This is a genomic window from Luteibacter sp. UNC138MFCol5.1, from assembly GCF_900110505.1.
Lineage (GTDB): Bacteria > Pseudomonadota > Gammaproteobacteria > Xanthomonadales > Rhodanobacteraceae > Luteibacter.
On record NZ_FODZ01000003.1, the window covers coordinates 184670 to 208794 of the forward strand.

At 65.8% G+C, this 24125-nt stretch carries 37 protein-coding genes; 1 reads left to right on the forward strand and 36 read right to left on the reverse strand.

Features of this window, described 5'->3' with window-relative positions; translation table 11 throughout:
• The 21 genes from BMY69_RS09150 to BMY69_RS09250 form a co-directional block, all read right to left on the reverse strand.
• A complete protein-coding gene (locus BMY69_RS09150) occupies positions 1-354 on the reverse strand; it encodes a contractile injection system sheath initiator (protein ID WP_090177359.1) in 354 nt (117 codons plus the stop codon).
• Positions 351-992 (reverse strand): Gp138 family membrane-puncturing spike protein, encoded by a 642-nt coding sequence (locus tag BMY69_RS19645; RefSeq protein WP_177191129.1) that lies wholly within the window; start codon positions 990-992, stop codon positions 351-353. Before BMY69_RS19645 ends, BMY69_RS09150 begins: the two co-directional genes overlap by 4 nt.
• Positions 982-1815: a phage protein gene (locus BMY69_RS09160; RefSeq protein ID WP_090177362.1), complete on the reverse strand. Its 834-nt coding sequence runs from the start codon at positions 1813-1815 to the stop codon at positions 982-984. Before BMY69_RS09160 ends, BMY69_RS19645 begins: the two co-directional genes overlap by 11 nt.
• Positions 1812-2129: a phage baseplate plug family protein gene (locus BMY69_RS09165; protein WP_090177364.1), complete on the reverse strand. Its 318-nt coding sequence runs from the start codon at positions 2127-2129 to the stop codon at positions 1812-1814. Before BMY69_RS09165 ends, BMY69_RS09160 begins: the two co-directional genes overlap by 4 nt.
• Positions 2129-2896 (reverse strand): phage baseplate protein, encoded by a 768-nt coding sequence (locus BMY69_RS09170; protein WP_090177366.1) that lies wholly within the window; start codon positions 2894-2896, stop codon positions 2129-2131. The genes BMY69_RS09165 and BMY69_RS09170 overlap by 1 nt, the downstream gene beginning before the upstream one ends.
• 1 nt (position 2897) lies before the next feature.
• Positions 2898-4700: a phage tail tape measure protein gene (locus tag BMY69_RS09175; RefSeq protein ID WP_090177369.1), complete on the reverse strand. Its 1803-nt coding sequence runs from the start codon at positions 4698-4700 to the stop codon at positions 2898-2900.
• A 162-nt stretch (positions 4701-4862) separates the two neighbouring features.
• Entirely contained in the window at positions 4863-5276 is a 414-nt protein-coding gene (locus BMY69_RS09180) for a phage tail assembly chaperone (RefSeq protein WP_090177371.1), read from the reverse strand.
• Positions 5276-5710, reverse strand: coding sequence for a phage structural protein (locus tag BMY69_RS09185; RefSeq protein ID WP_090177374.1), 435 nt, complete (start codon positions 5708-5710; stop codon positions 5276-5278). Before BMY69_RS09185 ends, BMY69_RS09180 begins: the two co-directional genes overlap by 1 nt.
• A gap of 10 nt (positions 5711-5720) precedes the next feature.
• On the reverse strand, positions 5721-7217 hold the full coding sequence (locus BMY69_RS09190; RefSeq protein ID WP_090177376.1) for a DUF3383 domain-containing protein: 1497 nt from the start codon (positions 7215-7217) through the stop codon (positions 5721-5723).
• Positions 7217-7726 carry a phage neck terminator protein gene (locus BMY69_RS09195; RefSeq protein ID WP_143070439.1) on the reverse strand — a complete coding sequence of 170 codons (510 nt, stop codon included), beginning with the start codon at positions 7724-7726 and terminating at the stop codon, positions 7217-7219. Before BMY69_RS09195 ends, BMY69_RS09190 begins: the two co-directional genes overlap by 1 nt.
• Positions 7680-8048, reverse strand: coding sequence for a hypothetical protein (locus BMY69_RS09200; RefSeq protein ID WP_090177380.1), 369 nt, complete (start codon positions 8046-8048; stop codon positions 7680-7682). The genes BMY69_RS09195 and BMY69_RS09200 overlap by 47 nt, the downstream gene beginning before the upstream one ends.
• Positions 8041-8517 (reverse strand): hypothetical protein, encoded by a 477-nt coding sequence (locus BMY69_RS09205; RefSeq protein ID WP_090177382.1) that lies wholly within the window; start codon positions 8515-8517, stop codon positions 8041-8043. Before BMY69_RS09205 ends, BMY69_RS09200 begins: the two co-directional genes overlap by 8 nt.
• Complete coding sequence (locus BMY69_RS09210) at positions 8514-8888, reverse strand: DUF4054 domain-containing protein (protein ID WP_090177386.1); 375 nt, start codon at positions 8886-8888, stop codon at positions 8514-8516. Before BMY69_RS09210 ends, BMY69_RS09205 begins: the two co-directional genes overlap by 4 nt.
• A 2-nt stretch (positions 8889-8890) precedes the next feature.
• Positions 8891-9190 (reverse strand): hypothetical protein, encoded by a 300-nt coding sequence (locus BMY69_RS09215; RefSeq protein WP_143070440.1) that lies wholly within the window; start codon positions 9188-9190, stop codon positions 8891-8893.
• Positions 9191-9253: 63 nt separating this feature from the next.
• Complete coding sequence (locus BMY69_RS09220) at positions 9254-10231, reverse strand: DUF2184 domain-containing protein (protein WP_090177391.1); 978 nt, start codon at positions 10229-10231, stop codon at positions 9254-9256.
• Between the two features lie 13 nt (positions 10232-10244).
• Positions 10245-10727 (reverse strand): structural cement protein Gp24, encoded by a 483-nt coding sequence (locus BMY69_RS09225; protein ID WP_090177394.1) that lies wholly within the window; start codon positions 10725-10727, stop codon positions 10245-10247.
• Between the two features lie 12 nt (positions 10728-10739).
• A complete protein-coding gene (locus tag BMY69_RS09230) occupies positions 10740-11921 on the reverse strand; it encodes a DUF2213 domain-containing protein (protein WP_090177397.1) in 1182 nt (393 codons plus the stop codon).
• Complete coding sequence (locus BMY69_RS09235) at positions 11918-12760, reverse strand: phage head morphogenesis protein (RefSeq protein WP_090177399.1); 843 nt, start codon at positions 12758-12760, stop codon at positions 11918-11920. Before BMY69_RS09235 ends, BMY69_RS09230 begins: the two co-directional genes overlap by 4 nt.
• A complete protein-coding gene (locus BMY69_RS09240; protein ID WP_090177402.1) occupies positions 12654-14120 on the reverse strand; it encodes an anti-CBASS protein Acb1 family protein in 1467 nt (488 codons plus the stop codon). Before BMY69_RS09240 ends, BMY69_RS09235 begins: the two co-directional genes overlap by 107 nt.
• Positions 14117-15694 carry a phage terminase large subunit gene (gene terL / locus BMY69_RS09245; RefSeq protein ID WP_090177404.1) on the reverse strand — a complete coding sequence of 526 codons (1578 nt, stop codon included), beginning with the start codon at positions 15692-15694 and terminating at the stop codon, positions 14117-14119. The genes BMY69_RS09240 and terL overlap by 4 nt, the downstream gene beginning before the upstream one ends.
• On the reverse strand, positions 15645-16304 hold the full coding sequence (locus tag BMY69_RS09250; protein WP_255364512.1) for a hypothetical protein: 660 nt from the start codon (positions 16302-16304) through the stop codon (positions 15645-15647). Before BMY69_RS09250 ends, terL begins: the two co-directional genes overlap by 50 nt.
• Before the next feature lie 90 nt (positions 16305-16394).
• Here BMY69_RS09250 and BMY69_RS09255 point away from each other — a divergent pair, with 90 nt between their 5' ends.
• Positions 16395-16964: a hypothetical protein gene (locus BMY69_RS09255; protein ID WP_090177410.1), complete on the forward strand. Its 570-nt coding sequence runs from the start codon at positions 16395-16397 to the stop codon at positions 16962-16964.
• Positions 16965-17098: 134 nt separating this feature from the next.
• Here the strand turns inward: BMY69_RS09255 and BMY69_RS09260 are convergent, their stop codons facing one another.
• The 15 genes from BMY69_RS09260 to BMY69_RS09330 form a co-directional block, all read right to left on the reverse strand.
• Complete coding sequence (locus BMY69_RS09260) at positions 17099-17593, reverse strand: hypothetical protein (RefSeq protein ID WP_090177412.1); 495 nt, start codon at positions 17591-17593, stop codon at positions 17099-17101.
• Positions 17574-17912, reverse strand: coding sequence for a phage holin family protein (locus BMY69_RS09265; protein WP_090177415.1), 339 nt, complete (start codon positions 17910-17912; stop codon positions 17574-17576). The genes BMY69_RS09260 and BMY69_RS09265 overlap by 20 nt, the downstream gene beginning before the upstream one ends.
• Positions 17912-18541 (reverse strand): glycoside hydrolase family 108 protein, encoded by a 630-nt coding sequence (locus tag BMY69_RS09270; protein ID WP_177191130.1) that lies wholly within the window; start codon positions 18539-18541, stop codon positions 17912-17914. Before BMY69_RS09270 ends, BMY69_RS09265 begins: the two co-directional genes overlap by 1 nt.
• A gap of 263 nt (positions 18542-18804) precedes the next feature.
• Positions 18805-19338 carry a hypothetical protein gene (locus tag BMY69_RS09275; protein ID WP_090177420.1) on the reverse strand — a complete coding sequence of 178 codons (534 nt, stop codon included), beginning with the start codon at positions 19336-19338 and terminating at the stop codon, positions 18805-18807.
• Positions 19339-19653: 315 nt separating this feature from the next.
• Positions 19654-19788 carry a hypothetical protein gene (locus BMY69_RS19915; RefSeq protein ID WP_255364513.1) on the reverse strand — a complete coding sequence of 45 codons (135 nt, stop codon included), beginning with the start codon at positions 19786-19788 and terminating at the stop codon, positions 19654-19656.
• Positions 19785-20099: a VRR-NUC domain-containing protein gene (locus BMY69_RS09285; RefSeq protein ID WP_090177426.1), complete on the reverse strand. Its 315-nt coding sequence runs from the start codon at positions 20097-20099 to the stop codon at positions 19785-19787. The genes BMY69_RS19915 and BMY69_RS09285 overlap by 4 nt, the downstream gene beginning before the upstream one ends.
• A complete protein-coding gene (locus BMY69_RS09290) occupies positions 20096-20632 on the reverse strand; it encodes a hypothetical protein (RefSeq protein WP_090177429.1) in 537 nt (178 codons plus the stop codon). Before BMY69_RS09290 ends, BMY69_RS09285 begins: the two co-directional genes overlap by 4 nt.
• Positions 20629-21108, reverse strand: coding sequence for a nuclease domain-containing protein (locus BMY69_RS09295; RefSeq protein WP_090177430.1), 480 nt, complete (start codon positions 21106-21108; stop codon positions 20629-20631). The genes BMY69_RS09290 and BMY69_RS09295 overlap by 4 nt, the downstream gene beginning before the upstream one ends.
• A complete protein-coding gene (locus BMY69_RS09300; protein WP_090177433.1) occupies positions 21105-21566 on the reverse strand; it encodes a NinB/YbcN family protein in 462 nt (153 codons plus the stop codon). The genes BMY69_RS09295 and BMY69_RS09300 overlap by 4 nt, the downstream gene beginning before the upstream one ends.
• Complete coding sequence (locus tag BMY69_RS09305) at positions 21563-21760, reverse strand: hypothetical protein (RefSeq protein ID WP_143070443.1); 198 nt, start codon at positions 21758-21760, stop codon at positions 21563-21565. Before BMY69_RS09305 ends, BMY69_RS09300 begins: the two co-directional genes overlap by 4 nt.
• Before the next feature lie 14 nt (positions 21761-21774).
• On the reverse strand, positions 21775-22122 hold the full coding sequence (locus BMY69_RS09310; protein ID WP_090177436.1) for a hypothetical protein: 348 nt from the start codon (positions 22120-22122) through the stop codon (positions 21775-21777).
• Entirely contained in the window at positions 22079-22954 is an 876-nt protein-coding gene (locus tag BMY69_RS09315) for a helix-turn-helix domain-containing protein (protein WP_255364514.1), read from the reverse strand. Before BMY69_RS09315 ends, BMY69_RS09310 begins: the two co-directional genes overlap by 44 nt.
• Positions 22936-23268 (reverse strand): winged helix-turn-helix domain-containing protein, encoded by a 333-nt coding sequence (locus BMY69_RS09320; RefSeq protein ID WP_218143151.1) that lies wholly within the window; start codon positions 23266-23268, stop codon positions 22936-22938. The genes BMY69_RS09315 and BMY69_RS09320 overlap by 19 nt, the downstream gene beginning before the upstream one ends.
• A 1-nt stretch (position 23269) precedes the next feature.
• Positions 23270-23752, reverse strand: a complete 483-nt coding sequence (locus BMY69_RS09325; protein WP_218143152.1) for a phage regulatory CII family protein — start codon at positions 23750-23752, stop codon at positions 23270-23272.
• 76 nt (positions 23753-23828) lie between these two features.
• Positions 23829-24086: a hypothetical protein gene (locus tag BMY69_RS09330; protein ID WP_090177442.1), complete on the reverse strand. Its 258-nt coding sequence runs from the start codon at positions 24084-24086 to the stop codon at positions 23829-23831.
• Positions 24087-24125: the final 39 nt, after the last annotated feature.

The window sequence follows — 24125 nt, forward strand, 5'->3', positions numbered from 1 at the left end:
TCAGGCTCCGGTGCTGATTTGTGTTTCGATGCCGTAGATGTCGACGATCGAGGTGGTGATGGCCATGGCTCGCGTGCCGGGGTCGACTGACATGGAGAAAGCGGTAATGCGGCGAACGCCGTCGGTCCGCAGGATTTGCGCTTTCACGGCCCGCTCCACCTTCGCGAGGTCGGCCGGTCGCTCGATGAGGTCGAACCACGGCAGGCCATGCGACAGGTCGAGGAACCAGTCGCCCTGCAGCGAGAGCAGACGGGTCTTGACCCGCTGCGCTACCGACTCCGTGCGGTCGGCATAGCTGGCCCGGCCGGCGCCGAAGGTCCAGTCGCCATCGCTGTCGATTCGACGGACCCTCATGGCACCGGCTCCTGTGTCGTCGTCGAGCCGGCCGCGACCCCGCCGTGCTTGTGATGCTTCAGGCTGACGGTGTCAGCCACCACGTCGCCGATGCCAGTAATCCCGCCCGCATACTCGATGGGGCAGTCGACGACGAGCTTCGTGCCCGCGATACGAACCACGCCGGCGGCGTCGATCTTCACGAATGCCGACCCGTCGAGCTTGCGAAGCGCTGTCGCGCCACCGTCGAAGGCGGGCACAACGTTCGGCAGGGATGAGATGCCCACCCTTGCCGTCGCGTCGGAGAGGTCGTGGATTCGATAGTCGAGCGGCTCGGAGGCGTCGCCGGAAGCCCACCATCCATCAATGCAGCGGTCGTGAAACGTCAGCTCGCACTCATCGCCCTCGGCCACCGGAAACGTCAGGACGAACCCACCGCCACGCGGGAAGCTCACCGGAACGTCTTGCAGCACCGGCAGCAGCCGCGTCGTTCCGTCCGCCATTACCTGCTTGATCAGCGGCTGGACCGTCGCCGTCTGCGCGTCCTTGTCGAAGGACACGATGACGCCCGGCATGGCGACACGAAGCCGCTTCGCCGACTCGTCGGCGAACGCCGCGGCGGCGTTGCCTAGGTCAGCGTTGTTCCATTCATTCGCCATCGCGCTTCACCTTCTGGAAGGCCCCGCCAACGCAGGTCACCTTGCTGAACCATTCGCTGCCGGCGAGGTCGCCGCTGTATTCGATGGACGTCACCTTGAAGACGCCGTTGTATGCGGAGACGATGGAGTCGACCTTGACCAGCCCACCGATACGCAGGTCGGGATTCACCAGCGAGGTGATTTCCAGTCCATCGTCGGTCGCCTCGGGCGATCCGATCATGCCCGTGTCTTCCGAGAGAACGACGGCTTCATCAGAGAGGACCTGGCTCGCCGGTAGCATCACGAGCTCGCCGTCCTGAATCGACCACTCTGCATCGTGGTTGGCGGCGAGCGCGCCGAGGTGGTCACGCGTGTTGCCAGAGAGAACCTTTCCCCTCGGCAGCGCCCGCTTCCTGCTGAACCCCGCGGTGCCGGGCCCAACTCCCTGCATCGTCTTCGCGAGCTCGCCGAAGACCTGCTGGTCGGTCGCGCCTGCCGCGAGCGACAGCGAGACGTGGGAGTTCTTGTAGGCGGCGTCGCCATCACCGCATTCCAGCTCGGTGATGAAATCGAGGTTGTCCCGCACCGCCGACGCATGAATGATGTCGCCGACGAAGATCTGTCGTAGCTCGCTGTATCCGACGAAGAGACGTGCGCGCGTGTACTGCTTGCTCACGAGCAAGTTCATATGCTCTCGGGACAGGTTCCAGACCCGAATCTTTCCGGGGTTCGGCTTTGCGTCGCTGGTCTTCTTGATGTCCCACGCAACGCGTAGGGCATCGATCTCGATCCCCGCCGAGGCCGTCCCCAATTCCAGGCGGAACCGGCGACCGAACTGCTTCATGGAACCACCTCAGCCTTGGGCCCGACGTACACCAAACAGCGCGTCCCGAGGTCCGTCTGGACCATGGGGTCGAGGTCGACGCCGCTCTCGTCCGTGAGCCAGAAGAAGAACGGGACCGGCGAGCGCCACAGGATGGGCACGCCCACGCAGAGGGCCACGCCTTGGGCGACCCACGCACCGTCCGTGACGCTGTAAACGTCGGCAGCCCAATGCTGACCCACCGAGTTCCAGCGCAACGTCAGCCGGAGGGACTGATCGCCCACGTCGAACGTCTGCTCCTGCAGCGACGCCTGATCGGTCGGGATTAGCCACATCAGAACAGCCCTCCCAACCTTTTCAGCAACGACTGGTTCTTCTCCCCAGCATCCTCGGGCGACGTCTTGCCCTTCTGGGACTTCGCATCGCCCTGGGCTGATGCCCTGCCCCTCTTCTTCGCCGGTAGCGAGACACCCTTGATCGTCTTCGTCTCGACGACGAACAGCTCCCGCAGCGTGATGACGAACTCGGCGGAGCCGTCCATGGTCTGCCGCGCCGCGATAGAGGTGATCAGCATGCTCTCGTACAGCTGCAGGCCGGTCTGTACGTCGATGGTGCCGCCGGCCTTCTGCAGGGCCTTCAGCTGCGCGTGGATGCGGCTCACGCGGTCTTCGCTCGACGATGCATCAGCGGCACCGGCGCCGCCGCCTGGTAGCCACTCCGCGATCGCGCGCGCCGCGCTCTGGGCGCGGTACTGAAGAATCCTCGCCTGATCGACGTAGGAACTCAGCTCCCGCTGCGCCCTCACCAGCGTCTGCGGAGTGAACGCCGCCACGGGCCCCGGGAGATCCGCGCGATCAATGAGCGCATCCGCCTCCCCGATCAACGAGTCATCCCCCGGAACAGGAGACAGGACGGGGGGCTCGTAGTCGACGACGACGCCGGCGACCGTGATCTGCTGCGGATCGAGCACCGCGTGATCGGCCACAAGCGCGCCTGACTCCACGGGGTTCTCCGTTACCGCCAGGTCCGACTGGTGGGTCTCTTCCGTCACAGCGTCCAGCGTGATGGTGCCGATCCGTCGGCTGGTGAGGGTCGTCGCCATATCAGTATGCCACCGCGCCGCGTGCGTTTCTGGAGGCGAACTGCGCCTCGCGCTTGAGGTTGTTCGCCGCTGTGTTGCCGGCGAGCGTGGGGTCGTCCGTGCGAACGTCCATCTTGACGTCCTGCTGGACGGTCACTGTCGTGTTTCCGCCCACTGGCACGGCGCCGTTCGCCGCGGCTTGAGTCGCCACCGTGGACGCGCCGGCGACCTTGTCGTTGACCGCCTGGGTGACGCCAGCGACATCCTCATTCACCACGCCGAGCGTCTTGCCGATCGACCGGAAGAAGCCCTTCACGCGCTCGACGCCAGCCATGATCCGGCCAACCGTGCGCTGCCAGAACGCCTCGATCTTCTCGAAGGCGCCCGAGAAGTTCCCGGTCAGGACGTCTGCGACGACACCGAAGAGCGTTTTGAAGTAGTCGATGGTGGGCGCGAACACCGCGAGCATGGCGTCGAACGCCGCCTGTGTGCGCTCTGATATCCAGTCCCACGCCGCGCCGATCCACTCCTTGATCTTGTCGAAGTTCTCGTAGATGACGTAGGCGAGCAGCGCCACCAGCGAGATGATCAGGCCGATCGGGTTCGACGCGAAGGCGGCGCGGAACACGAGTGCAGCCGTGCGGATGGCGGCGATCAGGGGTCCAGTAAGCACGCCGATGAGCTTCGCCACGACGATGATGATCGCCTGGTAGCCGGCCACCACCTTGCCCAGCGCGAGACCCGCGAGGACGACGCCCAAGGCCTTGAAGGCGCCCGCGTTGCCGTCGATGAGGTCCTTTGCCTCGCGGGCGAAGGCGATCAGTTTCTGCCAGAACGGCCCGAACTGGGACTCGCCGCCGTCCATGTACGTCATGAAGTCGTCGACGAGCGCCACGATCCCGGCCAGCGCCGCTGCGAACAGCACCACGGGGTTGGTGGCGAAGATAAGGCCCAGCGTGACCGCCAGCGCGGTCAGAGCGGCCTTCCATCCCACCGTTTTCGAGATCACCCGGTCGATTGCCCGGAAGAAGTTCCAGAGCGCCGTCCCTGCCGACACGAGGATCGCAACCAGTCGGCTGACGCCATCCCTGATCACGTCCTTGTTGGTGATCAGGAACGCCTTCAGGGTGTCGATCAGGTGGATAAAGGTCGGCGCCAGGCCGACGGCGATGTTCGTGCGCAGCGCGCTCTGCACCATCCGCAGCCGGTCCATGGCGTCGTTGTAATCGCCGGCGGCGTCGGCACCCTCGGCCGTTATCAGGCCGAGGTCGTGCGCTTCCTGATAGAACTTCGCCAACTCGTCGCGCCCGAGGCGCAGCGTCTGGATCATCGACTGGTCGATGCCCAGCTTCGAGAGGATCGACAGCTGCTGCTGCGCGGACAAGGCCTTGATCTTGTCCTGCACCTCGCCGATCACCTGGCGCACGGTCTTGACCGATCCATCGGCGTTGCGGGCCGACATGCCGAGCTTTTCGAAGGTCATGGCGCCGCGGCCAAGGCCGTTTGCCGCCTCACCGATCACCTGCGAAAGGCCCTCGATCGAGGCGTTGGCCTTTTCTACCGAGGAGCCGTTCAGCTGCGCGGCGTAGCCGAACTCCTGCACGAACTCCAGGCTCTGCCCGGTCCTGTCGGCCAGGTCGTTGAGGTCGTCGAGTCCACCCAGAGCGTCGCCGACGAAGTCGTTGATCTTCGCCAGCGCGCCGCCGATCGCCGCGCTCGCCGCGGCAGCGACGCCGCCGAGACCGGCCAGACCACCGGCGAACTTCGCGATGCCGGAGTCGTCGACCAGCGCACCCAGCCGAACGAGAAACTCATCGATGATCATGGGGCTTCTCGCTCGCTACGCGCTGCATCTCGTCCCACTCGGCCATCGCCGTGTGGAAGTCGCAGAGGTCGGAAAGGCTGTAGACGGTCCGCAGCTCGTGCGGCGTACAGTGGCGCCGCATCACGGGCGCCCAGATGAACCAGTCGGTGTCGTGCTCGGTCGTCAGGCCTGCGCCGGCGAAAGAGCCTTGAGCGCCGCCATGGCGCCACCGAAAAAATCGGCGTACTGGTACTTCACCCCCTCCACCAGCACCTTGAGGAGGTGCGCACGGTGCTGGTTGAAATGGGCGTCGAGGCTGTCGGACAGGCGGAATGGCGGCTGACCGGTCACCTGCACGGCGGTGCTGGAGAACACGATCGCCTCGATGTCGGCGACGGCCGGCTCGCCAAGGTTCGAGAGGAGCGTGCCGATCGCGATGGAGGTTCGGCCTTCCTTACCGCCGCTCTTCACCTCCTCGATATCCACGCCCTTGAACAGCGAGGCCGCGCCCTTCAGGGCCTTCCACGACGCCATCGCGTTGGCCGGCGTCATCACGTACTGCACGCCGTCGATGCTGAACTTCAGTTCGCGATCCATCAGTTACCGAGCCCCCTCTCGAGCTTGATGTCCAGCTGGACGAAAACCATCGTCCAGACTTCCGGGTTGTGGCCGTTGCCTCGGGTGTAGCCAGGCGGGGTCGTGAAGTAGCCTTCCGCGCCTGTCACGACGTCTTCGTTGAGCAGGTCGCGGATTTCCAGCGTGAGCGGCGTGAAGGCCTTCAGCGAGTTACGCTGCTGCGCCATGAGGCCGGCGAGGTACTTGTTGTTGGCGGAGTGCTGCTTGATCTTCAGCGCGGCCGTGCCCGACTTGTCGGGGTTGGCGACGAACACGCCGGTTCCGTTGGCGCCCACCGTGAGGGCGCCGGCGTCGGTGGCGTTCTTGACGTCGATCACGTCGGAGCCGTCGGCCCAGTCGTCGATCAGCACGCCATTGATCAGCACCGAGACCTGCTTGGGGTCGAAACGAGACATGCGGTGCTCCTTAGCGGTCGAAGTTCACCAGCACGTCCACCGAGTGGATGGCGCTGGCAAGTTTCAGGGCGACCTGAATCGGGGTCGTGCGGCGGGCCTCGCGGTCCGACGTGGAGAGGTTGTCGACGGTGTTCGCCCATACGTAGAAGCCGTCTTCCAGGCGATCACCGGTGGCGAGCGCGCCGAAGCCGTCGCCGTTCCAGACGCCGGGTGCGAACGCACCGTTCTTGACGCCTTCCCGGCAGACCTTCTGGACACGAGCGATCAGCACGTGGTTGCCTGCATCGGTCAGGGGCACCTTCGTGGGACTCGCATAGAGCGCCGAGAAGACCTCCTTCTGTGCCGCGTCCACGAACCAGTCGAGGATGTGCACCTCGTCGAAGAAGCGGCCGCCGATGACCGTTCCCTCGGCCACCATCGGCGACTCGTCGAAATAGGCGTAGTAGTTGATGCCGAGCGCCGTGCACTTCGCCGCCTCGGTCGACGTGAGCTCGTCGGCTGCCACACCGGGCAGCTGCTTGAACTTCATCGTGATCGTCGAGTTGTTCGCCGCGAAATTCACCGACAGCGCGCGGGCGAGGTACGAGAGGATCCCGTAGGAATCCGTCTTGTCGTAGATCGCTACCGTACGGTCGTTGCGCTTGTCGAAGAGCTGCCGATAGACGTTCGCCGGAACATCCTCGATCTGGTCCGCGTTGGTGATGGTGAAACCGATCACCTTCCCAGCCGCGGCCTGAATCCAGTCCGAGGCCGCTTCGATCTCGTCGTCGGTCAGGCCCGGATCCGCGACAGCGGCCGCGTACCAGCCCGGCACAACGTCCTGCAGGGCGGCAAAGGCCGCCGGCAGGGTTTCTGCGGCGATCGTGACGGCGGCACTTCCCGGCGTCGCCGACGCCTGCCCGTCCTGCAGCATGGCCGTGGAGCCGATGTACGTGCCGGCGCCACCCTGGTCGGTGGCGAAACCGATGTTGCTGGCGGTTCCCGCCGCGGTCGCGGTGACCACGAAGCGCTTACCGACGGCATCCCACGTGATCGTGGTGCCGGCGACCTTGGCCGAGATCAGCGCGGCGACGGCGGCCATGTCAGCAGCACCGGAGAAGTCGATGGCGCTCGCGTTCACCGTGTTGGCGCCGACGGTGATGCGGAACCGGCCGTCCGTGATCGCCTTGAAGGCAGCGAGCGTCGCGGTGACGATGCCGCCGCGCAGGACCGATGCCGTGGCAGCGATGTTGCGCTCGGCCTTGTTCCACCGCGCGATGAGCATCTGTTTCGGCTTCGGCGTCTGCGCCCAGAACCGGCGAGCCGCCGCCGCGGTCTGTGAGTTCGTGCCGAACAGGCTCTCGACCTCGGCCTGCGAGGCAGCGTAGACATATCGGCCGGTGGCGCCGGCGAACGGGCTACTGATGTCGGGCGTGAAGAGCGCGAGCAGTCCGAAGTCACGCCGCGCCGCAGACACGGGCGGGACGTTCAACTGCACGTTGACGATCTTGGAAAGGGGCAGCGACATTACGTGCTCTCCATGGGGATGATGTCCACCGAGCGGGTGAGCCCGGTGTTGGTGGTGGTGTCGACCTCGACCTCGTCGATACGGGGCTGGTCGGTGACCACGGTGTGCGTGTGGGAAATCTGCAGTTCGACGCGCGCTCGCTCCTCGTAGCCAGCGCCGACGATCGCGCTCAGGTCGATGACCTCGCCGGCGACGACAACGCCGGCACCCAGCGCCTTCATGCCGGCGATACCGGCCGACGAAGCCAGCACGGAGCGAAGCTTGAGGAGAAGCTCGTACGCCTCAGTGCCGAAGGCGTTGATGCTCACGGTGGAAAGGTAGGAGCTGTGGATGAACTCCTTCTCGATGCCGCCGTCGAAGGCGCGCGTCTCGGCGCCGGCCGCAGTGGTTCGAGTTCGATTCACCGTGACGAAGGGCTCGCGGCCCGTCGGCGCTGGCTGATTCGCCGGACGGACAACGCCGTCAGGTAACGCCAAAAGACGGCGCACCAGGTTGCGCAGTTCCTTCATGTCGAACCGCGATACCGTTGTAGTAGCCATATTCGGACCAGTCGGATAACTGCGAGAGCCGCCAGGTGTGGCCCTGGTACTCGATGAGGTCGCCGATCGCGACCGGGTCCTGGCTCATGACCTTCTTGCAGGGCAGATGCCGCTCACCCTCCGGGAGGAGCTGGAGGTCGTCCGGCTTCACGGGATGCACGATCGCGGTGAGCGTTCCCGCCAGATATCCCTGCGACCACGTGCCGTCCGCAAGGTAGGCGCCCTGCCCTCGCTGTACGGAGACGGCCTGAGCGAACTCCGGGTCCGCGAAGATCTCGCTTACATCAAGCATCGCGAACCTCGAACGTGATGGACTGGATCACCTGACCGGTATCGATCAGCGGTTTGCTCGATCCCTTCCGCCGGATCGTCTCCGGCTTCAGCGGCGCGAGGTCGGCGTTGCGGATGGTGAGCTGCACATCGCCAGCCGCGACCGCGCCGAGGATGCCGAGCGCTTGCGCGACTGACATCTCGCCCCGGACGACCTTCCGCAGGTTCTGCAGGTTGAGCTTCCGGTACTTGCCGACGTTCTCGCGGATCGACCGCCGCACGACTGACCGCTCAGGGATACCCATCTCCGGCGCGCCGAACTCGTGGACGGCGAGGATCCCGGCGGAGCCGATCTCTCCCTCGTCCGTGCGGCCATTCTCGGCCTCCGGAATCCCGACCATCACCGAGTGCCCGGCCAGCTCCGCGAAGCGACGCGTAAGCGCCTCGAACTTCTTCGGGTCGATGTCCCGAAGGATCGTGACCGGCTTCATGGCGCGACCACCGCGCCCATGCCAGCGAGCCGGCGCAGCGCGAGGAAACGCTGGCCGTAAGCGCTGGATGCCAGCCATACGTCAGCGGCGTCGCCAGCCGCCGGCGTCGCATACGTCAGCTGGATGTCGCCCGCCCTTTTCGAGGTGACCGCGCCGGCCGCGCCCGACTGACCGCGGCCCGACGCAACCGAGCCCTTCAGGAAGTGCGCCGCCAGCGCGGCCAGGCCTTGCGTGTAGAACGCGCCCCAGCGCGTGACCGATAGCCATGGGACGGCGTCATCGATCGCAGTCTGCACCTGGGTATCCGACGCCGCCGGCGGGGCGAACTCGGGGTATCGGGCCCGGAACGCCTCCACCGTCAGCGTCGCCATGGTCAGGTGCTCGAGCCGCTACCGGACCCGCCGTTCGAGCCGGCCCCGGAATTCGAGTGGCTGCCCGAGCTGCCGGAGCTGCTACCGGCGCCAGCACCCGAAGCGCCGCCACCGGTTTCGGGCTTGTCTTCCTTCGAGGAGACGAGCCAGCCGTACTTGAACCACTCCTTGACCGCCGGGTTCTTCTTGGCTTCCTTCAGCGCTTCGACGTCGATCTCGGCGGTGCCTCCGTCTCGCGGGATGATCACGTCGCCGACGATCAGATCGCCGAGGCGGTTGTTACGCAGGGTCACAGTTGCCATTTCGATGCTCCAGAGACGACGAAGGCGGCCGGAGCCGCCTTTCGTCGCATCGTTGTGGTGGGTTTACAGGCCGTCGGCGTAGAGCGCGGACTTCGGGTAGATGAACTCGACGCCGCTGTACTTGTACTCGCCGGGCACCTCGAACAGCAGGCCGTTCGCCTGCGGCGGGAGGAACTTGATCGGCATCGGCAGGTGCATCTTCAGCTTGCTCGGGTTCTTCGTGTAGACCATCGCGCGCTTCGTACCACCGGCGCCTGCCGTGTCCAGGTCGTAGCCGGTGCGGATGTCGAGATCGATGTTCTTCTCGGACTTCGCGATGTTGTTGGCCTTGATGTACTGGAGCAGGTTCATCGTGGTGTTCGGCACGCGGGTCGACACCATCCACGCCATCACCGTGCCCGGCAGGAGGACCGTGGTGGGCATCTCGACGTACTTGCTGTTCGTCCAGACCTGCGTGATGAGAGCACTGAACGCGGCGTTGACCACATCCGGATCCTTGCCGATCCATCCGGTCACGCTCGGCGCCACGACGGGGACGTACGGGTTGTTGAAGAGACCCGTCAGCTCATTCTCGCCGAACAGCGCCACGTCGTTGATGTGTCGCTCGTAGGCGTCCATCGCGGCTTCGGCGCGAGCGGTGTCGAGCGGCTTGCGGAGGAACGCCGACTGCCGCAGCTCTTCGGTCGAGTAGTCGTAGCCGATGACACCCAGCACGACCGGAACGGTCTTCTGCGCGTAGGCGACGTCGACCTTCGGGATGTCCTTGCCACGGCCGCTATGGCGCTTGCCGCGGCCGGCGTAGTCGTACATCTCGTAGACCACGGAGGTCGCGTAGTCGCCGGCCGACGTGTCGATCGGCACGAGCTCTTCGTACTGGAGCGGCTGGTGTTCCCGCTTGTAGACGGTGGACTCGACGTGCGCGAGCTGCGAAACGACGAAGGCCATGGCCTCCGGCGCGTCATTGGTCAGGCCAGGCGAGCCAGCGAGAGCACGCGCGACCGCATCGGTCACCTGCCGGCGGCGGAGTTCGAGGTGGTTCATGGGCAGGTTTTCCTTACTTCAGGATGCGGATGACGCCGAGGCCACCGGCGGCGGTCGTGCTGACCCACTCCGCGTTGGTGAAGGCGACGGTTTCGTTGGCGACGGTGACCGATCGGGCCGCGCCGAGCGTGCCGGTGCCCGCGTAGCGGACGAACACCGGATCGCCCGGGTTGCAGCCGTTCTCGCAGACCACGCGGATGCGGCCGATCTCCAGCGCCGGAACCATGGCGTTCTGGAGATAGAGCACGTTGCCCGAGATGTCGGCGACGCCCACCGAATGACGGACGCTGACGCCAACGATCTTGTCGGCAGCGGAGCCGGGCAGCTTGCAGGTATCGGCAGCGGCACCGCGAGCGACGAACAGGCCGAAGTCGATGCCTGCGGCGCCTTCGTTCCGGTAGTTGAAGATGCTGTGCGTGTTGAGGTCGAGGACCTGACCGGCGTAGCCCTCGTCGAGGAGGCGACCGCCGTAGGTGTTGAGATCGGGACGAGCCATGGTGGTTGCTCCTTACTTGCCCTTGTAGGCGGTGGTCAGGCGGTTGGCATACGCCGCGCGCGGGTCTTCCGCATCGGCGGTGGCGTGCTGCTGGCTGGCGAGAGCCCGGGCGACGGCGTCACCGGCGTCGTCCGTGTGCGCCGCCGAGGCCGGAGCGGCTGCCGCGAGCACGTTGAACGCGGTGTCGATATGCGCCTGGTCGGCGTCGGCCGGCGCCTTGCCGCCGAGCAGTGCGTCGAGCATCGGCTTCTGCGTGCCGTAGGCGCCGACGACCACCTCACGGCGGATCGCCGCCAGGGGCTTCCCATCGGTGACGACCGCGGGCAGCAGGCGCTTGGCGTCGCCGATCACCTTGGCAGCGGCCGCGATCGCGGCGTCGCGCATGGCCGGGTCTTCGTCGGTCGCGTTGGCCTTGGCCAGTTCGGCACGAAGCTTCGTGATCTCCGCCGCCATCTGCTGCGGGGTCATCTGCGTGCCGTCGACATCCGTCGGCGCGGTGGCCGTCTCGAGGTCGGACTCCAGCTGGCCCACCTGCGCGTTGGCGGCCTGAAGCTTGCTGGCGATGCTTTCGACGGCGCTGGCCTCGGTCTCTTCGAGCTCGAGGTTGATGCCGTCCACGGTAATGCGGCGCTTTGCCATGGGTGGTTCTCCCGTTCGGGGTTGTGGTTTGCTGTCCGACACCCGGCAAGCAGGGCCGCAGCGACCGGCGTCCACGATGGCGACGTGGTTGCCGCGGATGTCCGCCTGCTGCGCGTCGAACGGCTTCCCGTCCGGCGTGACGCCAGGCTCGTCGATATAGGCGGCGCTGTAGCCAGCGGAGAGCTCGGCCTTGCCCGCCTTGATCTTGTCGATCGCGCTCCGGCGCGTGATGTAGAGGTCGCAGACGAGGTAGTCGCCCTCGCGGCGCGGGTTGCGCACGAAGCCGACGGCGTACTGCCCCCAGTTCTCAGCCGTGACCGACTCGCCGGGATGGTCGTCGGTGATGGGCATGCCATCGAACGACGCCATGGCGGCGGGGTTGAAGACCTCGGCCTCGGAGCGGTAGACGAGGACCAGCCGGTCCGGGTCACCTTCGAGCCCGATCTCGCCGGCGAGGTACTCCTGAATGCCCACGCGCGCGACGCGCGCCGGCACGACCAGGTAGCCCTCGGCCGTCATCCGGCGAGCGCTGAGAAGATCGAGGGTCAGCTTCATTCGTCGTCTTCGATCTTCACGTAGGGAATCGCCACGCACCGGCAGTTGAAGTCTTCGCCGGGGTGTCCCGTTTCCTTCGGCGGGTCGTCCCACCGGTAAACCTTGCCGTCGTGCTCGGCATGAGAAGCGCGCACGCGCTCATCGCCGGACGTCTGCCACGTGTACTCCGTCAGCCCCAGCTCAACGTGCCGCGCCTTGGTGATGGCGCTATTCATCTTCGCCGTCTGATCCCGGGCGATGAACTTCGCCCGGGACTCCGTGACGTCGGTGATCCGCTGGATCTCGTCGGCGAGGTCTGACGCCCGCCTGCCCTGCGTTACACCCGACAGCACCGCGCTGCCGATCCGGTCGAAATACGTGCTCTGCACCGACTTGATCAGCTGGACGTTCGCCGCCTTCGCCAGGTTGATCGTGGCGCGCACGTCTGACATGGCCATCATCGGGCCGATGTCGATGCCGAACGCGCTACGCACGGAGCTGACGATCGTCCCGGTGGTCTGCTTGTCCACCCGGCCAGCCGCCGCAGCGGCTACGCGCGAGGCCCACTGGTCGATGCCGCCGAACCGGCGCGACGCCGCGGTGAGCGATCTCTCGACCGCCTCGGCAAAGCTGATCCCGAAGGTTCCGCCACCATCCGCTGGAGCGTCGCGCGTTAGCGCGGGCTCCGCGCGGAGCACTGGGAGCACCTCCGCGTCAACTGCCGTACGCATCTGCGCGACGAGCGCGAGGAGGTCATCCCGGTAAGCCGCCTCCGCCGCCCGATTGGGTCGGGTCGGCCGCAACTTGCGACGGCGGATCCTGCGCCCCCGATACTTCAGCAGTTGCGGCAGGGTCAGCATGGGGATCATCCAGCGGGCCGGCCAACTGCTTGGCCAGCTCCACATCCTTCGCGGTCATCTTCGAGTACGTGCCGTTTTCCATCAGCTCGGCAGCGACCACGCCCTCGGTGACGACGCCGTTCGTCAGGTAGACGGCGTCGCGCTCCGCGCGCGTCTTCTCCAGGGCCGCCTTTTCCGGGTCCGACATCTGCCAGAGCGGGTTGAACGTCAGTTCGAGATCGTCCGGGTACGTGCCGATGCTGGCCCGCATCAGGATCTCGTCGAGCCGTTCCAATGGCGGCCGCACCTGGTCCTCCTGATCGGAGCTGATCCGGTCGTAGTAGTTGCGCGTGTCGCTGTCGCCGGAGGCATTCATGCCGTCCGGCGACTTGCCGAACAAGCGGGTTGCCGGGATATCTGCGCCGCCAGCGATGTCGCTCATGAATTGCTGGATGACGTCCTTGACACCCGAGAAGCTGTTCGTCTTCTGGCTGTGGTCGTCGTCGCCGTCGAGCAGCAGCACGCGGTTGAAGGACTTCATCACTGCCGCGAGGCCGAAGCGCTTCTTGACGAGCTCGGTGCCCTCGTCGGTCGCGAGCATGTTGCCCAGACCGGCCACCTTCAGCACGTCGACCACCGCCTCGAAGAACATCGAGGCCGTGCCCTGCGTGACGGTGTCGTAGCGCGTCAGCGAGTCGTAGAGGCGCTGCAGGACCGAGTCGTGCCAGTAACCGTTGCTGACAAACTGCTGCCACGGCAATTCCGCGCCGCTGAACTGGATCATGCGGGTGTGGTGGACCTGCAGCGGAGTGCCAGCGATCTGGAAGTTATCCGGCTGGCCGAACATCTCGCTGATAGGATCCTGCACCACGGCGCCCGCGCCACGCGGTGCGCGGTAGCGATCGAAGACGTGCAGCGATATCTGCGCACGCTGCTGGACGGTTGCCGGGTCCAAAGGCAACTTCGGATCCTGCCCCTTCACGTGAATGAAGATCGCGGCACCACCGTAGAGCCTGCCCCAAGCCAGCGCGTCCCTGACCTTCGCCTTCAGCTTGAGCTTCTTCTCCAAGGCGTAGAACGGCTTCATCTGCTCGTCGGTCAGCGCGGTTTTGCGCGTAACCCACGCCCGCGTCATGTCAGACGCCGGGATGTCCACGACCTTGCCGGCGAGCCAGTTCGTCCGGTAGAGCGTCTCCAGCTCGGACTGGTCGATGACCCGACCCATGACGTAGCGGCTGTAGCTCGCCTTGTCGCGCGCGTCGCCGAGGCCGGCCACAAGGTTCTGCAGGCTGTCCGCAGCTGAAGTCCGGCGCTTGTCCGTCGTCGATGCCGACGGCGCCGCAGCGGCTTTCTGTCCGCCACGGCGGTTGCGTCGGCTCATACCCAACTCCAGTTCTTGCTGCCGTTTGCCAGCATGTCGTTGATCGCGTCGGCCAGCGGGTCGATCTGGTCGTCGTGCTCGTGCGTGTCGTCGGCGGTGAATGCCTCGCACTCGGCGAGGAAGTCGCTAACCCACTCCGCGTCAGCGGGCACCAGCACGAACCCCGAGTCGATGTAGGACACCACGTCCATGACGCGGGTCAGCTTGTCTTTCGCGCGCTGAATGCCCTCGACCGGGATCGGACCCTTGCCCGGCTCGCCCTTCTTGATGTCCTGAATGAGGCCGGTGCCGCTGGCCTTGTCCTCGATCATCATCTCGCGCAGCGGCGCGCCGACCTTGTGGTCATAGGGCTTGTGCTTGGCCCAGAAGTCGAAGGCGCGACGCCGAAGCTCCGGCGCCTCCCACTTGCCGCGTATCAGGTCGAGCAGGTACAGCTTCCCGTCGTCGCCGAGCCCAACGCAGAGGAACACGCTGAAGTCGTTCCGCTCCGCCGTCTTCTGCGCCGTGTCGGCGAAGATCTTGCGGGAGACGATCCGGGGCAGGACCGTCCAGCGCCCGAACCCGGACGTCTTGATGATGTCGCCACCCAGCGCGGTGGGCCGCTGCTGGTACTGCGCATTGAAGACGAAGCGCGAGACCTTCGCGCCGTCCTGGTCCGCGCCTGTGCCCTTCTCCATCGCGAGCAGGTCGGCCAGCGGCTCCTTGTAGGGCCAGTAGCTGAAGCGCCCCTTCTCGTCGCGCTCGCTGCTGTCGACCAGCTCCCGGATGTGCTCCGGCAGGTCGGCGACGTAGGCGTCGTCGATCAGGGCCGGGATGACCACGTGCCGCCAATCGCCCGGCAGGTTGCCAGCGGCGATGAAGCCCGAGACGTCCTGATCGGCCAGGCGCTGCATGATCACGATGATCGGCGTGCGCGGGTTCGCCTTTCGGCTCTTCACCGTGGATAGCAGGCGGCGGTTGGCCGCGCTGCGCTTCGGCTTGCTGTAGGCATCCTCCGGCTTCAGCGGATCGTCGATGACGATGGCGCCCTGCCAGCCGTCATCCATATGTCCGGCGCGGAAGCCGGTGATCTGACCGCCAAGGCTCACCGCGTAGACGCCGCCGGCCTTCTTGCCATCGACCACCACGTTCCAGCGCTTCTTCGCCTTCGCGTCGTCGGCGATTGCCAGAGGCCACAGCGCCTGGAACTCATCCGACTGGACCAGCTCCTTGGCCGTCTGCGAGTTCAGCAGCGCCAGGTCGTCCGAGTAGGAGATGTGCAGGAAGCGCGCCCGATGGTTCCGCGCGATGCCGCGCGCCATCAGGTTGATCGCCACCATCTCGGTCTTCGACGAGCCCGGAGGCACGTTGATGACCAGGTTCAGCGTCTCGCCGGTGATGACCTTCTCGATCTCGTCGGACAGCAGCACGTGGTGCCAGTTCACGCGGAACTTGATGCCCTGCCGGTGCTTGAAGAACACCCGGGTGAACATCAGGTGGTCGCGCTCACACTCCTGCTTGAGCACCTCCCGGAAGACCGGGTCGTCAGAACTCGGATCGGAGCCGGGCGAGAGCGGTAGCGACTTGCTGCGCATCGACTGCCACCACCTGACCACCACCCGCCGGAGCATCGCCGGCGGAGCTTATGTTGTAGGCGTCTCGCTCCAGCCCGATGAGCTTGTGCAGCGTGTCGCCCAGATCCTTCATGGTCTTGGTGCGGCCCGGCAGGCTGGTCACCGCCCGGTACACCTCGATCATCTTGTCGGGCAGGGCCAACGAGTCCTCGTCGCTACCCTTCCCTGCCAGAAGGTCGGCCACGTGGGCGAATAGCGCCCGGTCCACCGTTTGAGTTTCCAGCTCAGCCAGCAGGCCCATGGCGAGCGCCCGGGCCCGGCCAATGTCCTGCCGGTGCTGGATACGGACGTTGGCGATGACCTCGGCGTTGGCCTCGATGATCGCCCGGTCGGTTGCCACCCGCTCCGTGGAAACTTCCTTGGAAACCTCACGCTTGGAAACCAGCGCGTCGGCCTTGGCCTTGATGGCTGCCGAGAGGTCCCGCTCCCATCCGTAGGTCCTGGCGCGCTTGTTGATCGCCGTGTGGCTGATCCCGTGCTCGCCTGCAATCTCTCGGACCGAGAGGAGCCCCGCCCTGTAGTCGGACTCGATGCGCTCCCAGTCAGGCATCTTCCTAGTTTCTTGTGCCATGCCAAAACCACCAGCCATTTACGGATGCTCTACGGTGCACTGCCTGCTATCGTCCCGTCCGATCTAGCCGACATGCGACCGGAGAGGAACATGAAGTTCAGCGAGATGCCAGATGACTACCGCAAGTTCACGCATGACTTTTGCCAAGCGAGATCGACTCAGCTGATCGCCCTCACCAAGGAAGCAACGGACGCCGTTATCAAGCAGGTCTTTTTGGTGAACGCGGGGGGAGCCGTCGCAGTGCTGAGCTTCATGGGTGCTTCGCCCGAAGCACGGGAGCTGTTACTGGCTAAGTGGGCTCTGGTGTTCTTCGGGGTGGGTATAACACTGGTTATCGTGCTATCCATCATCCGATATCACTTTTTCGCTGGCCTAGCCCTCGGCTACAACGCTGATCTTCGTCGCTTCTTCGATGATGAAATCGACGAAGACGAGCTCCTTAGCAATGACTCGAACCGGGTAGACAACAAGACAAGGGATCGCCTCATGCACGGAGCCGGATACCTTGCAGTCCTAGCCTTCGTCGCTGGCGCGATCGTTGGCGCTTGTTCCCTCTTCGTACCATCTAAGGTCCGCGCGACGGCCCCGACTGTGTCTCAGGCGCCGCTTCTCCTGGAGCCATGCATTCGCCGGGGGCAGCCTCTTTTCCCGCCGTCCTGATCCACCAGACCAGGCAGCGCATTCGGGCCGCGCACTTGTCGTAGGCGACCTCGGCCCGGAGCTTGTTCTCCTGGATATCTCCCACCACCAAGGTGGGCTTGAACACCGGCGCCTCGCACAGCTTCAGGAGGCCATCACCTGGCTTGGCGGTTTCCACCACGGTCCGGCTGATCACCTGCGGGTCCGGCGCACGGGGAGCCGTCGAGCACGCAGGCAAGAGCAGGAGGGACAGCAGTGTCCAGTAGGGCTTTTGCGTCCGCATTGCTCTTCTCCAGCTCGGCGAGCTTCCGGCGAACCGTCTCGCCCTTGGTATCGGCCTTCGCCAGTTCGCCCTGCAACTCGTTGAGGGCCTTGCTGTCGATCGCGCGAAGCCGCTTGAGCTCCGCGATCGCGTCGTCCTGGTCCTTGTTGGCGTTCACCGCGGCCTGTAGGTCGTGGCTGACACCACCGAGGCGCCCGGAAAGGTCGGTGACGTTCTCCGTCAGGCCCTGCACCGTCGCCCGGTTCTGCCACCAGGTGGCCACCGACCAGCTGCCCAGCGCCACCACGGCGATGATGAGCCCGTACTCCAAGAACAGCCGCGCTTTCGAGGTCACGAAGGCCCAGCCCTTAGCCAGGAGGGTTGTCATTGTCTCGACTCCGGTTGAGGCCCAGCTGCTTCCAGACGAGGCGCTGGATGACCTGTATCGACGCTTCCGCGCCGAGCCACCCGCTGACCCCGACCGTCACGGCCGTCCACTGCAGGCTGAGTCCCGCGATCTGGCATAGCCACATCACGAGGAGCCCTACGAAGCCAGACGCGAGCCCCTGCACGCACGTCGGCCAGAATTTCACGGGGTGGTTCTCGTTCATGTCGCGGACGACACGGCCGAGCACGCCGGCGAGCATCGCGAACGCGGCGAAGGCCACGCCCTGCAGCCATCCCTGGTTCGGATCCTCCGGGCCCATCACACCACCACCGCGCTGTAGGTCTTCGGCGTGTAGACCGCCATGGCGGGAGCGACGACCGCCCCGCCCTTCGCCATCGCCGCGGCGCGGTCGATGACACCGGTATCGTCGAACTGGCGACCGGCGAGCAAGCCCATGACGCGAGCCGTCCAACCCTTACCGAACGTCGGAAAGGTGTCGAGGCTCCGGAGGAAAGCCATGCGTGCGTTGCAGACCGAATCCGAGAGCATCACGCCGCCGTAGGCCGCGACGAACTCCTGCACAGCCGCGACTGTCTTCGGACCGATCACGCCGTCCGGCTTTGCCTGCACGATCTCCTGCAGCTTGCGGGACGCCGTCCGGACGCCGGAATTCACTGCGAAGTCGAACACCGCGTAGTCGCTGCCGATCGGCAGATCGTCGCCGTGCACGAGGTCCCAGTAGCGGCGCCTGTAGATGGCGTCGATCTCGGCGGAAGTGATCATCCGGACGTCGCGTGTCGGCAGCCGCCGATCGCGCCGATCCTCGTCGTACACGACCTGGGTCACGCCGCGCATCGTCGCGGCGCCCGGGTCGAGCGGGTGATTCGAGTAGCCGCCCTCGTACGCCAGCGTGAGCTTCAGGCTGGCGGGGAAGTTCGAGGCGGTCATCGGCATCACGTGCGAAATGGGCCCGCGCCATGCGCTGCGGCCCGTTGTGTAAGGTGGTCAGGCACGGCCGGCCGTGTCCATGGAGTGGAGGCGCGCCAGGGGAGTAGCGCGCACGACGGCAGCACCGCAGCGGCTCACGCCGGAGCGTCCGAGTGCATGTAGCGGGCCTGACCAGGGGAAACAAAAAAGCCCGGCGGTTGGCCGGGCTTTTCTTCGGTGGGATTCCGAGGTGTAGCGAAATCTACGCATTTACCCCCTTGACGTCAAGCGGCTTGTGGCGACATTTTCGCGTGCGCGCGCGATCCCACTCGCGCCGGTCCGCGCAGCGCATGTTCCGCGCGCTCGACCGCCGCCTCCATGGTCATCCACAACCAACCGACCCCGATGTTGACCAGAAGGTCGAAATCCTTCGCGCCCTTCTTCGGCGCGTCGTACCGCGACTCGTTACGGATCACGTTGCGGTAGCAGACCGCGGAGATGATCAGCATGCGGTCCTTGTTCCTCGCGCCGATGTGCTGGGTGCCGGCGACGAGCTTGTCCGCGAGCCACGTGATGATGTCGCCGGCGTGATCTTCGACGCCCGTGGCCATCGCGTACGCGACCCAAGGGCCCACGTCTCGCTCGTTCTTCCTGGCCATCGCCAGCGCGAGCGCGAGCGAGTTCTCGGTTGTCATCCCGCGTGCCGCGTACGGCGTGCCGCCTCCCACCTTGCCCGGCTCACGCCAGGCCGTGGTGCCCGCCAGCTGTCCGAGGCGCTCGAGGAACCCGGCGCGGTCTTTCTGGATTGCCTTATTCATGATTCCCCTTCTCTCGGTCAACGGGTGGTGTGCTTCTTTCGACGCTTCAACTCGCGGCGGATCAGATCCGCGCGGCTCTGGGCGCCCTTGATGTCGTTCTTGGCTTTTGTGAGGAGGTCGCCGAGGAGGCCGGTGGGGACACCCTCGAATCCGGTGAGCGGGCGGGGGCGAGGAACATGCGCGCATGCTCCCTGAGCCATGGGCGGCACTCCGCCTGTTGCTCCTCCGTCAGCGCATCCAGCAGCGGCCCCCATTTCCTGTAGTCCGGCTCCTGCTGCATGATCCGCAGCGCGTGCGAGAGGTGGTTGTATACGGTCATCCATTGCGCCTCCGCATCTCGTTGAGGAGGAAGAAGCCGACGATGTACACCGCTGCGGCGACGCGGTCAGCGGACGTCGATCCGAACCAGTTCAGAAACACCCCGACCGCGAGCATCAGGAAGCGGATCATGCTGCTGCCCTCGCCGTCCCGATGCTACCGACCAGCCTGATCGCCTGGTCCACCGTCTCGATGACGTGGACCTTGCAGCCCTTGGCGACCGCCTCCGCATGGAAGATCGTCTGTGCCGGCGTCAGCTTCCGGCGCGATGGCGGCTTCGCCCCGTCCTTGATCTCGATCAGCGTCCAGCGGCCGCGGTACGCAATGAGCAGGTCCGGGAAGCCGGCGCCGACGTGCGAGCAGTCGATCACATAGGCGCCGATGCGTGTCAGCGCGCGCACGATCTCGGCGTGGTTGTCGTCGACGCGGGCGGCGTACCTCACGCGGCCTCCTGGCGGCCGGCCAGAAGCTCGGCCTGACGATCTTGGAACCGCATGTGCAGCACGCGCCGGAACTCGCCGTCGCCCATGCTGATGCGAATCCGGTTCAGGCCGGATAGCAACATGGAGGTCTCGCAGTCGGTGGCGCGCTGGTCATGCCAGAACTCGCTGCGGCTTGCGTCCCACCTGCGCGGATCGGGACCCGCCGACATCATGACGCGGCGCCCATTCACTTCGAGAAGCCCCCAACGATCGGGAAGCTCCTCGACCTTGATGAGTCCAGCCGGCGCCATGTAGTACCGCAGCGCGCCCATGCCCCGCGAAGGGTCCCGACGGAAGGCTTTGTTGCGGTCCGCGAGGAAGTCGCCCCTGCTTGCCTTCGCTTCGACAAGCACCGTTCCGGCCTCACGCCAGCCGATGGCGTCGGGTATCTCGCCCGACCGGCACACAGCCGAGAGTTCGGTCATGACGACCTTGCATCCGGCGACGCGGCGCAGCCAGCCTCCCGCGCGCTCTACCAACTCGTCGTGCGTCATACCGCAATCCCCTTCACCGTAATGAGCCCCTTCGCCACCATGCGCAGCTGCGTGCGCACGAGGGCACGGAGGCAATAGAAATCCCGCTCCGCCTCGTAGGCGGCGCGGTCTGCCGTCTCTGCCGGCGTTGGGGAGTCCGTCCAGCGGTTGCATCCGGAGCAGGCATACACGGCCTGCAGGTCGGTCGGCTTCAGCGAGCCGCCGCAGTCGCCGAGCCAGCGCATGTGCACGAGAACCACGGTCTTCGGGTCATGCAGGCACGCGCCGACCTTTTGAATCGTGCATCCCTCACCCTGTGCGGACTTCCGCAGCGGGGTCATCACCGAGCGCGACCGCTTCATCGACTTGCGCTTCGGGAAGGCCATGGCCTCGATCGCCTCGCGCGCGCCGTCGGCGCGGCCCATCTTCGGCACACGGCCGAGAGCCGATCGCCGGACCAACCCCGAACCGCGCTGCAACTCGCCGCCCCGCTTCATGCGAACCTCCGGCGCGGCCGCGCGTCTTCCGGGAACTCGAGCATGACGCCACGTCCCGCGTACTCGCGCTGGACATCTTCGAGGTACTGGCTCAGCTGCGAAGTCGTCATCAGCGACGTCACCGGGATGAATCGCATCGCCTTGAGCTTCTGCTCGTACGACAAATGGCCACGGATCGAGGCGTCGTACATCTCGCGGAATTCTTCGTCGCCAGCGCGCAGGATCGGAACACCGAAGCGGAGCTTGCACTCCGCCTTGACGCCCTCGGCGGTGTCTTCGCGAAGCTCACGCGCGATCTGCTCGTACCAGGCGTGCGAGATCGCGTTCTGATCGAGCGTGCGGTCCTTCCCTGTCTTGATGGTGACACGCAGGTAGTGGTGCTTCCCCCATGCCTCACGAATGTCACCGAGGATGGACTGCAAGCGCTCCACGCTGTTGACCACGACCGCGCCCGTCATGCGGCCCTCCACAGATACGGCGTGGTGCCGCGACGCGACGCCTTGGCACCGAAGCCCGCGCGCATGAGGCGGCCGTCGGCCTCCATCTTCAGCACGGACAGGCGGACACGTTCGTCCGTCGCCGAGAGAGCGCACGCGATCTCGCGCACAGTCATGGGCCGCAGCTGAACCGCGGCGAGGATCCGGATAGGCATGTTCTCGGCGCGCATCACGCGGCCCTCGGCGGTTCGGGTTCGTCGTCGGGCTCGGGGATGCCGAGCTTCCGACGGACCTCGGCGAAGGACTGCATGCGTGCCTGACGCGTTCCCTCGTGCTCAAGGCGCGGTCCGGCACGGAACGGGACCACCGAGCTCGGCAGCGCATCGAGGAACTTCTTCGGCGAAGGCCAGCGCTCACAAGTCGTCATTAGCGTACGGAACGCCTTGCGGAAACGAGGCACATCCCGCTTCTCGTCCCACACGCGGTCCACGCACAGAGCTTCGGTCCACGTAGCTAGCGTGGGACCGGTCACGTCATGCGCCGGCTGCCCATCCAAGCTCAGCGTGAGGAGCTTCATCAGGCCCGTGTTGATTTCCCTGATGAGCCAGGGCGGTGGCGCGTTGGATGAGGGCATCGGCGGTCTCCTGCATGTTCTGGGCGGCGCGGTTCGTTCGGGACTGCGGTGCGTTCGGCGGCGGCTGATCGCCGTGCCCTGCCCGCTTCGGCTCTAGCCATTCGGCCTTCAGCGCCTGCCAGTTCCGCAGGACGCACTCCGTCAGGCACTCGTCGACGGACCAGCCCATCGCGGCGGCCAGCCGAAGCTGCTTCGCCATCGCTGAGATCACGATCTCGGATACGTCGGCACGCTTGGCCTTCCGGACCTTCAACCAGCCGTTGACGAGGTCGGGGTTGGGGGCCTCGGGCCACGAGCTCAGGTCGAGCGACGCGGCGGTCATCGGCGCGGCCTTACGGTTGCTTCTCTTGACGGTTACTGACGGTTCTTGACGGTTAGTGTCCGCCTCCCGGACTTCGTCGTCCGGCTGCCGGACTTCGTCGTCCGCCAGACGGACTAGTACGCCGTCATCCGAACTAGTACGCCTGCCGGACTGGTTCGCCTCGCGAACTAGTTCTCCTGCCGCATAGTTGGCGGGTGTGACGACGTACGTGGTGCGGTATCGATCGCTCCGATCGCCGCGAACGGCGCCGTGCGCTTCGAGCCACTTCACGGCCTCGATGACCGCGGTACGGCCGAAACAGGTGCGCTCGCAGATCTTCGTGAGGGACGGCCAGCAGTACCCGTGATCGTTCGCGTTGTCGGCGAGCGAGATCAGTACGGCCTTCGGCGTCGGAGGCATCTGGAGGGGCCAGCAGAGGGCCATCAGCGCCGTGCTCACGTAGAGGGCCACCACGTCATGGCGAGCGTTCCGTTCTGCGCGCAACGCCGCTTCTCGCCGCGGCGCAGCGCACCTGCCTCTTCCGCCTCCGGCAGCCGGCGCGCGATCTCGTGGCGCGTCAGCGCCGAGTGGCGTGCGAGTTCGGCGCTGGTGAGCCCTGGGAGTCGGCGTACGAGGTCGATGACGAGACCGACGTTTGTTCCGCGCTTGCCGCTCGCGGTGTGCTCAGCGGCAGCGATATGCGATGTCTCGGGGTCGTTCGAACGCGCGGCCGGAATGCGGGCGACCGCGCGATCCCACGATGCTTCTTGGCGAATTACGTCGACCACGTCAGACCCCGGCAGCGTTCCGCGAGGTCTTCGCATGCTCGTCGCGCAGGCGACGCAACAGTCCGATGAGCGTCCCCTGGTAGGCGAGCGCTGCCTTGCCAAGCCCGGACATCTCGTTGTCGGTGATCACGCCATCGAGGAGCGCATCGTGCAGCTCGCGCGAGAACTCCCCTTCCGCTACGCCCAGGTCGAGCATGCCGTGAAGCACGCCCTTCGCCTGGTCCGGGTTTTCGATCTTCACGAGCGCGTAGCCGTGCTCGGACGCCAGCGCCTGTAGCACCGCGTGATCGCCGGTTACCGTCATGATCCTGTTCGCCTCGACGAGGCTGAGGTGATTCGTCGAGCAGTTCGGATTGACCTTGTTGCTGAGGATGCCCGCCGTCAGGCCTACGCGCGGTGCAAGCGACGCGGCGCCGCCCGGGTAGTCGGTGACGGTCTGGAGCGCGGCGTCGAGGATGTGCATGAGATCAGCCCTGGTGTTCATGAAGATTCGGCGGTGATTCGCCGGTAAGGTGTGCGCCATGGAGACAGGGACGCAGGGGAAAACTGGTGCAGCGAAGCTAGGCCGCCTTCTTCGTGGGACGCGTGCGGGTCGGGGCGTCCCAGCGAAACGTCGGAAGGGTGACGCGACGATCGACCTGGCCGTGCGTCGCGTGCTCCAGGTTGGCCGCCAGCTCTGGGCTCGGATGCTTGTGACCCGTCACCACCATGTAGAGGTAGTACGGAGAGACCTCGCAGAAGTCCGCGACGCGGCGGAGCTCTTTCCCCTCGCGGGAGAGCCGGCCGTCCTGTTTCACGAAGTAGGTTTTGGCGTCCATGCGCGCAAACTTACCTCAAAGGTATACTTACCGCAAGGG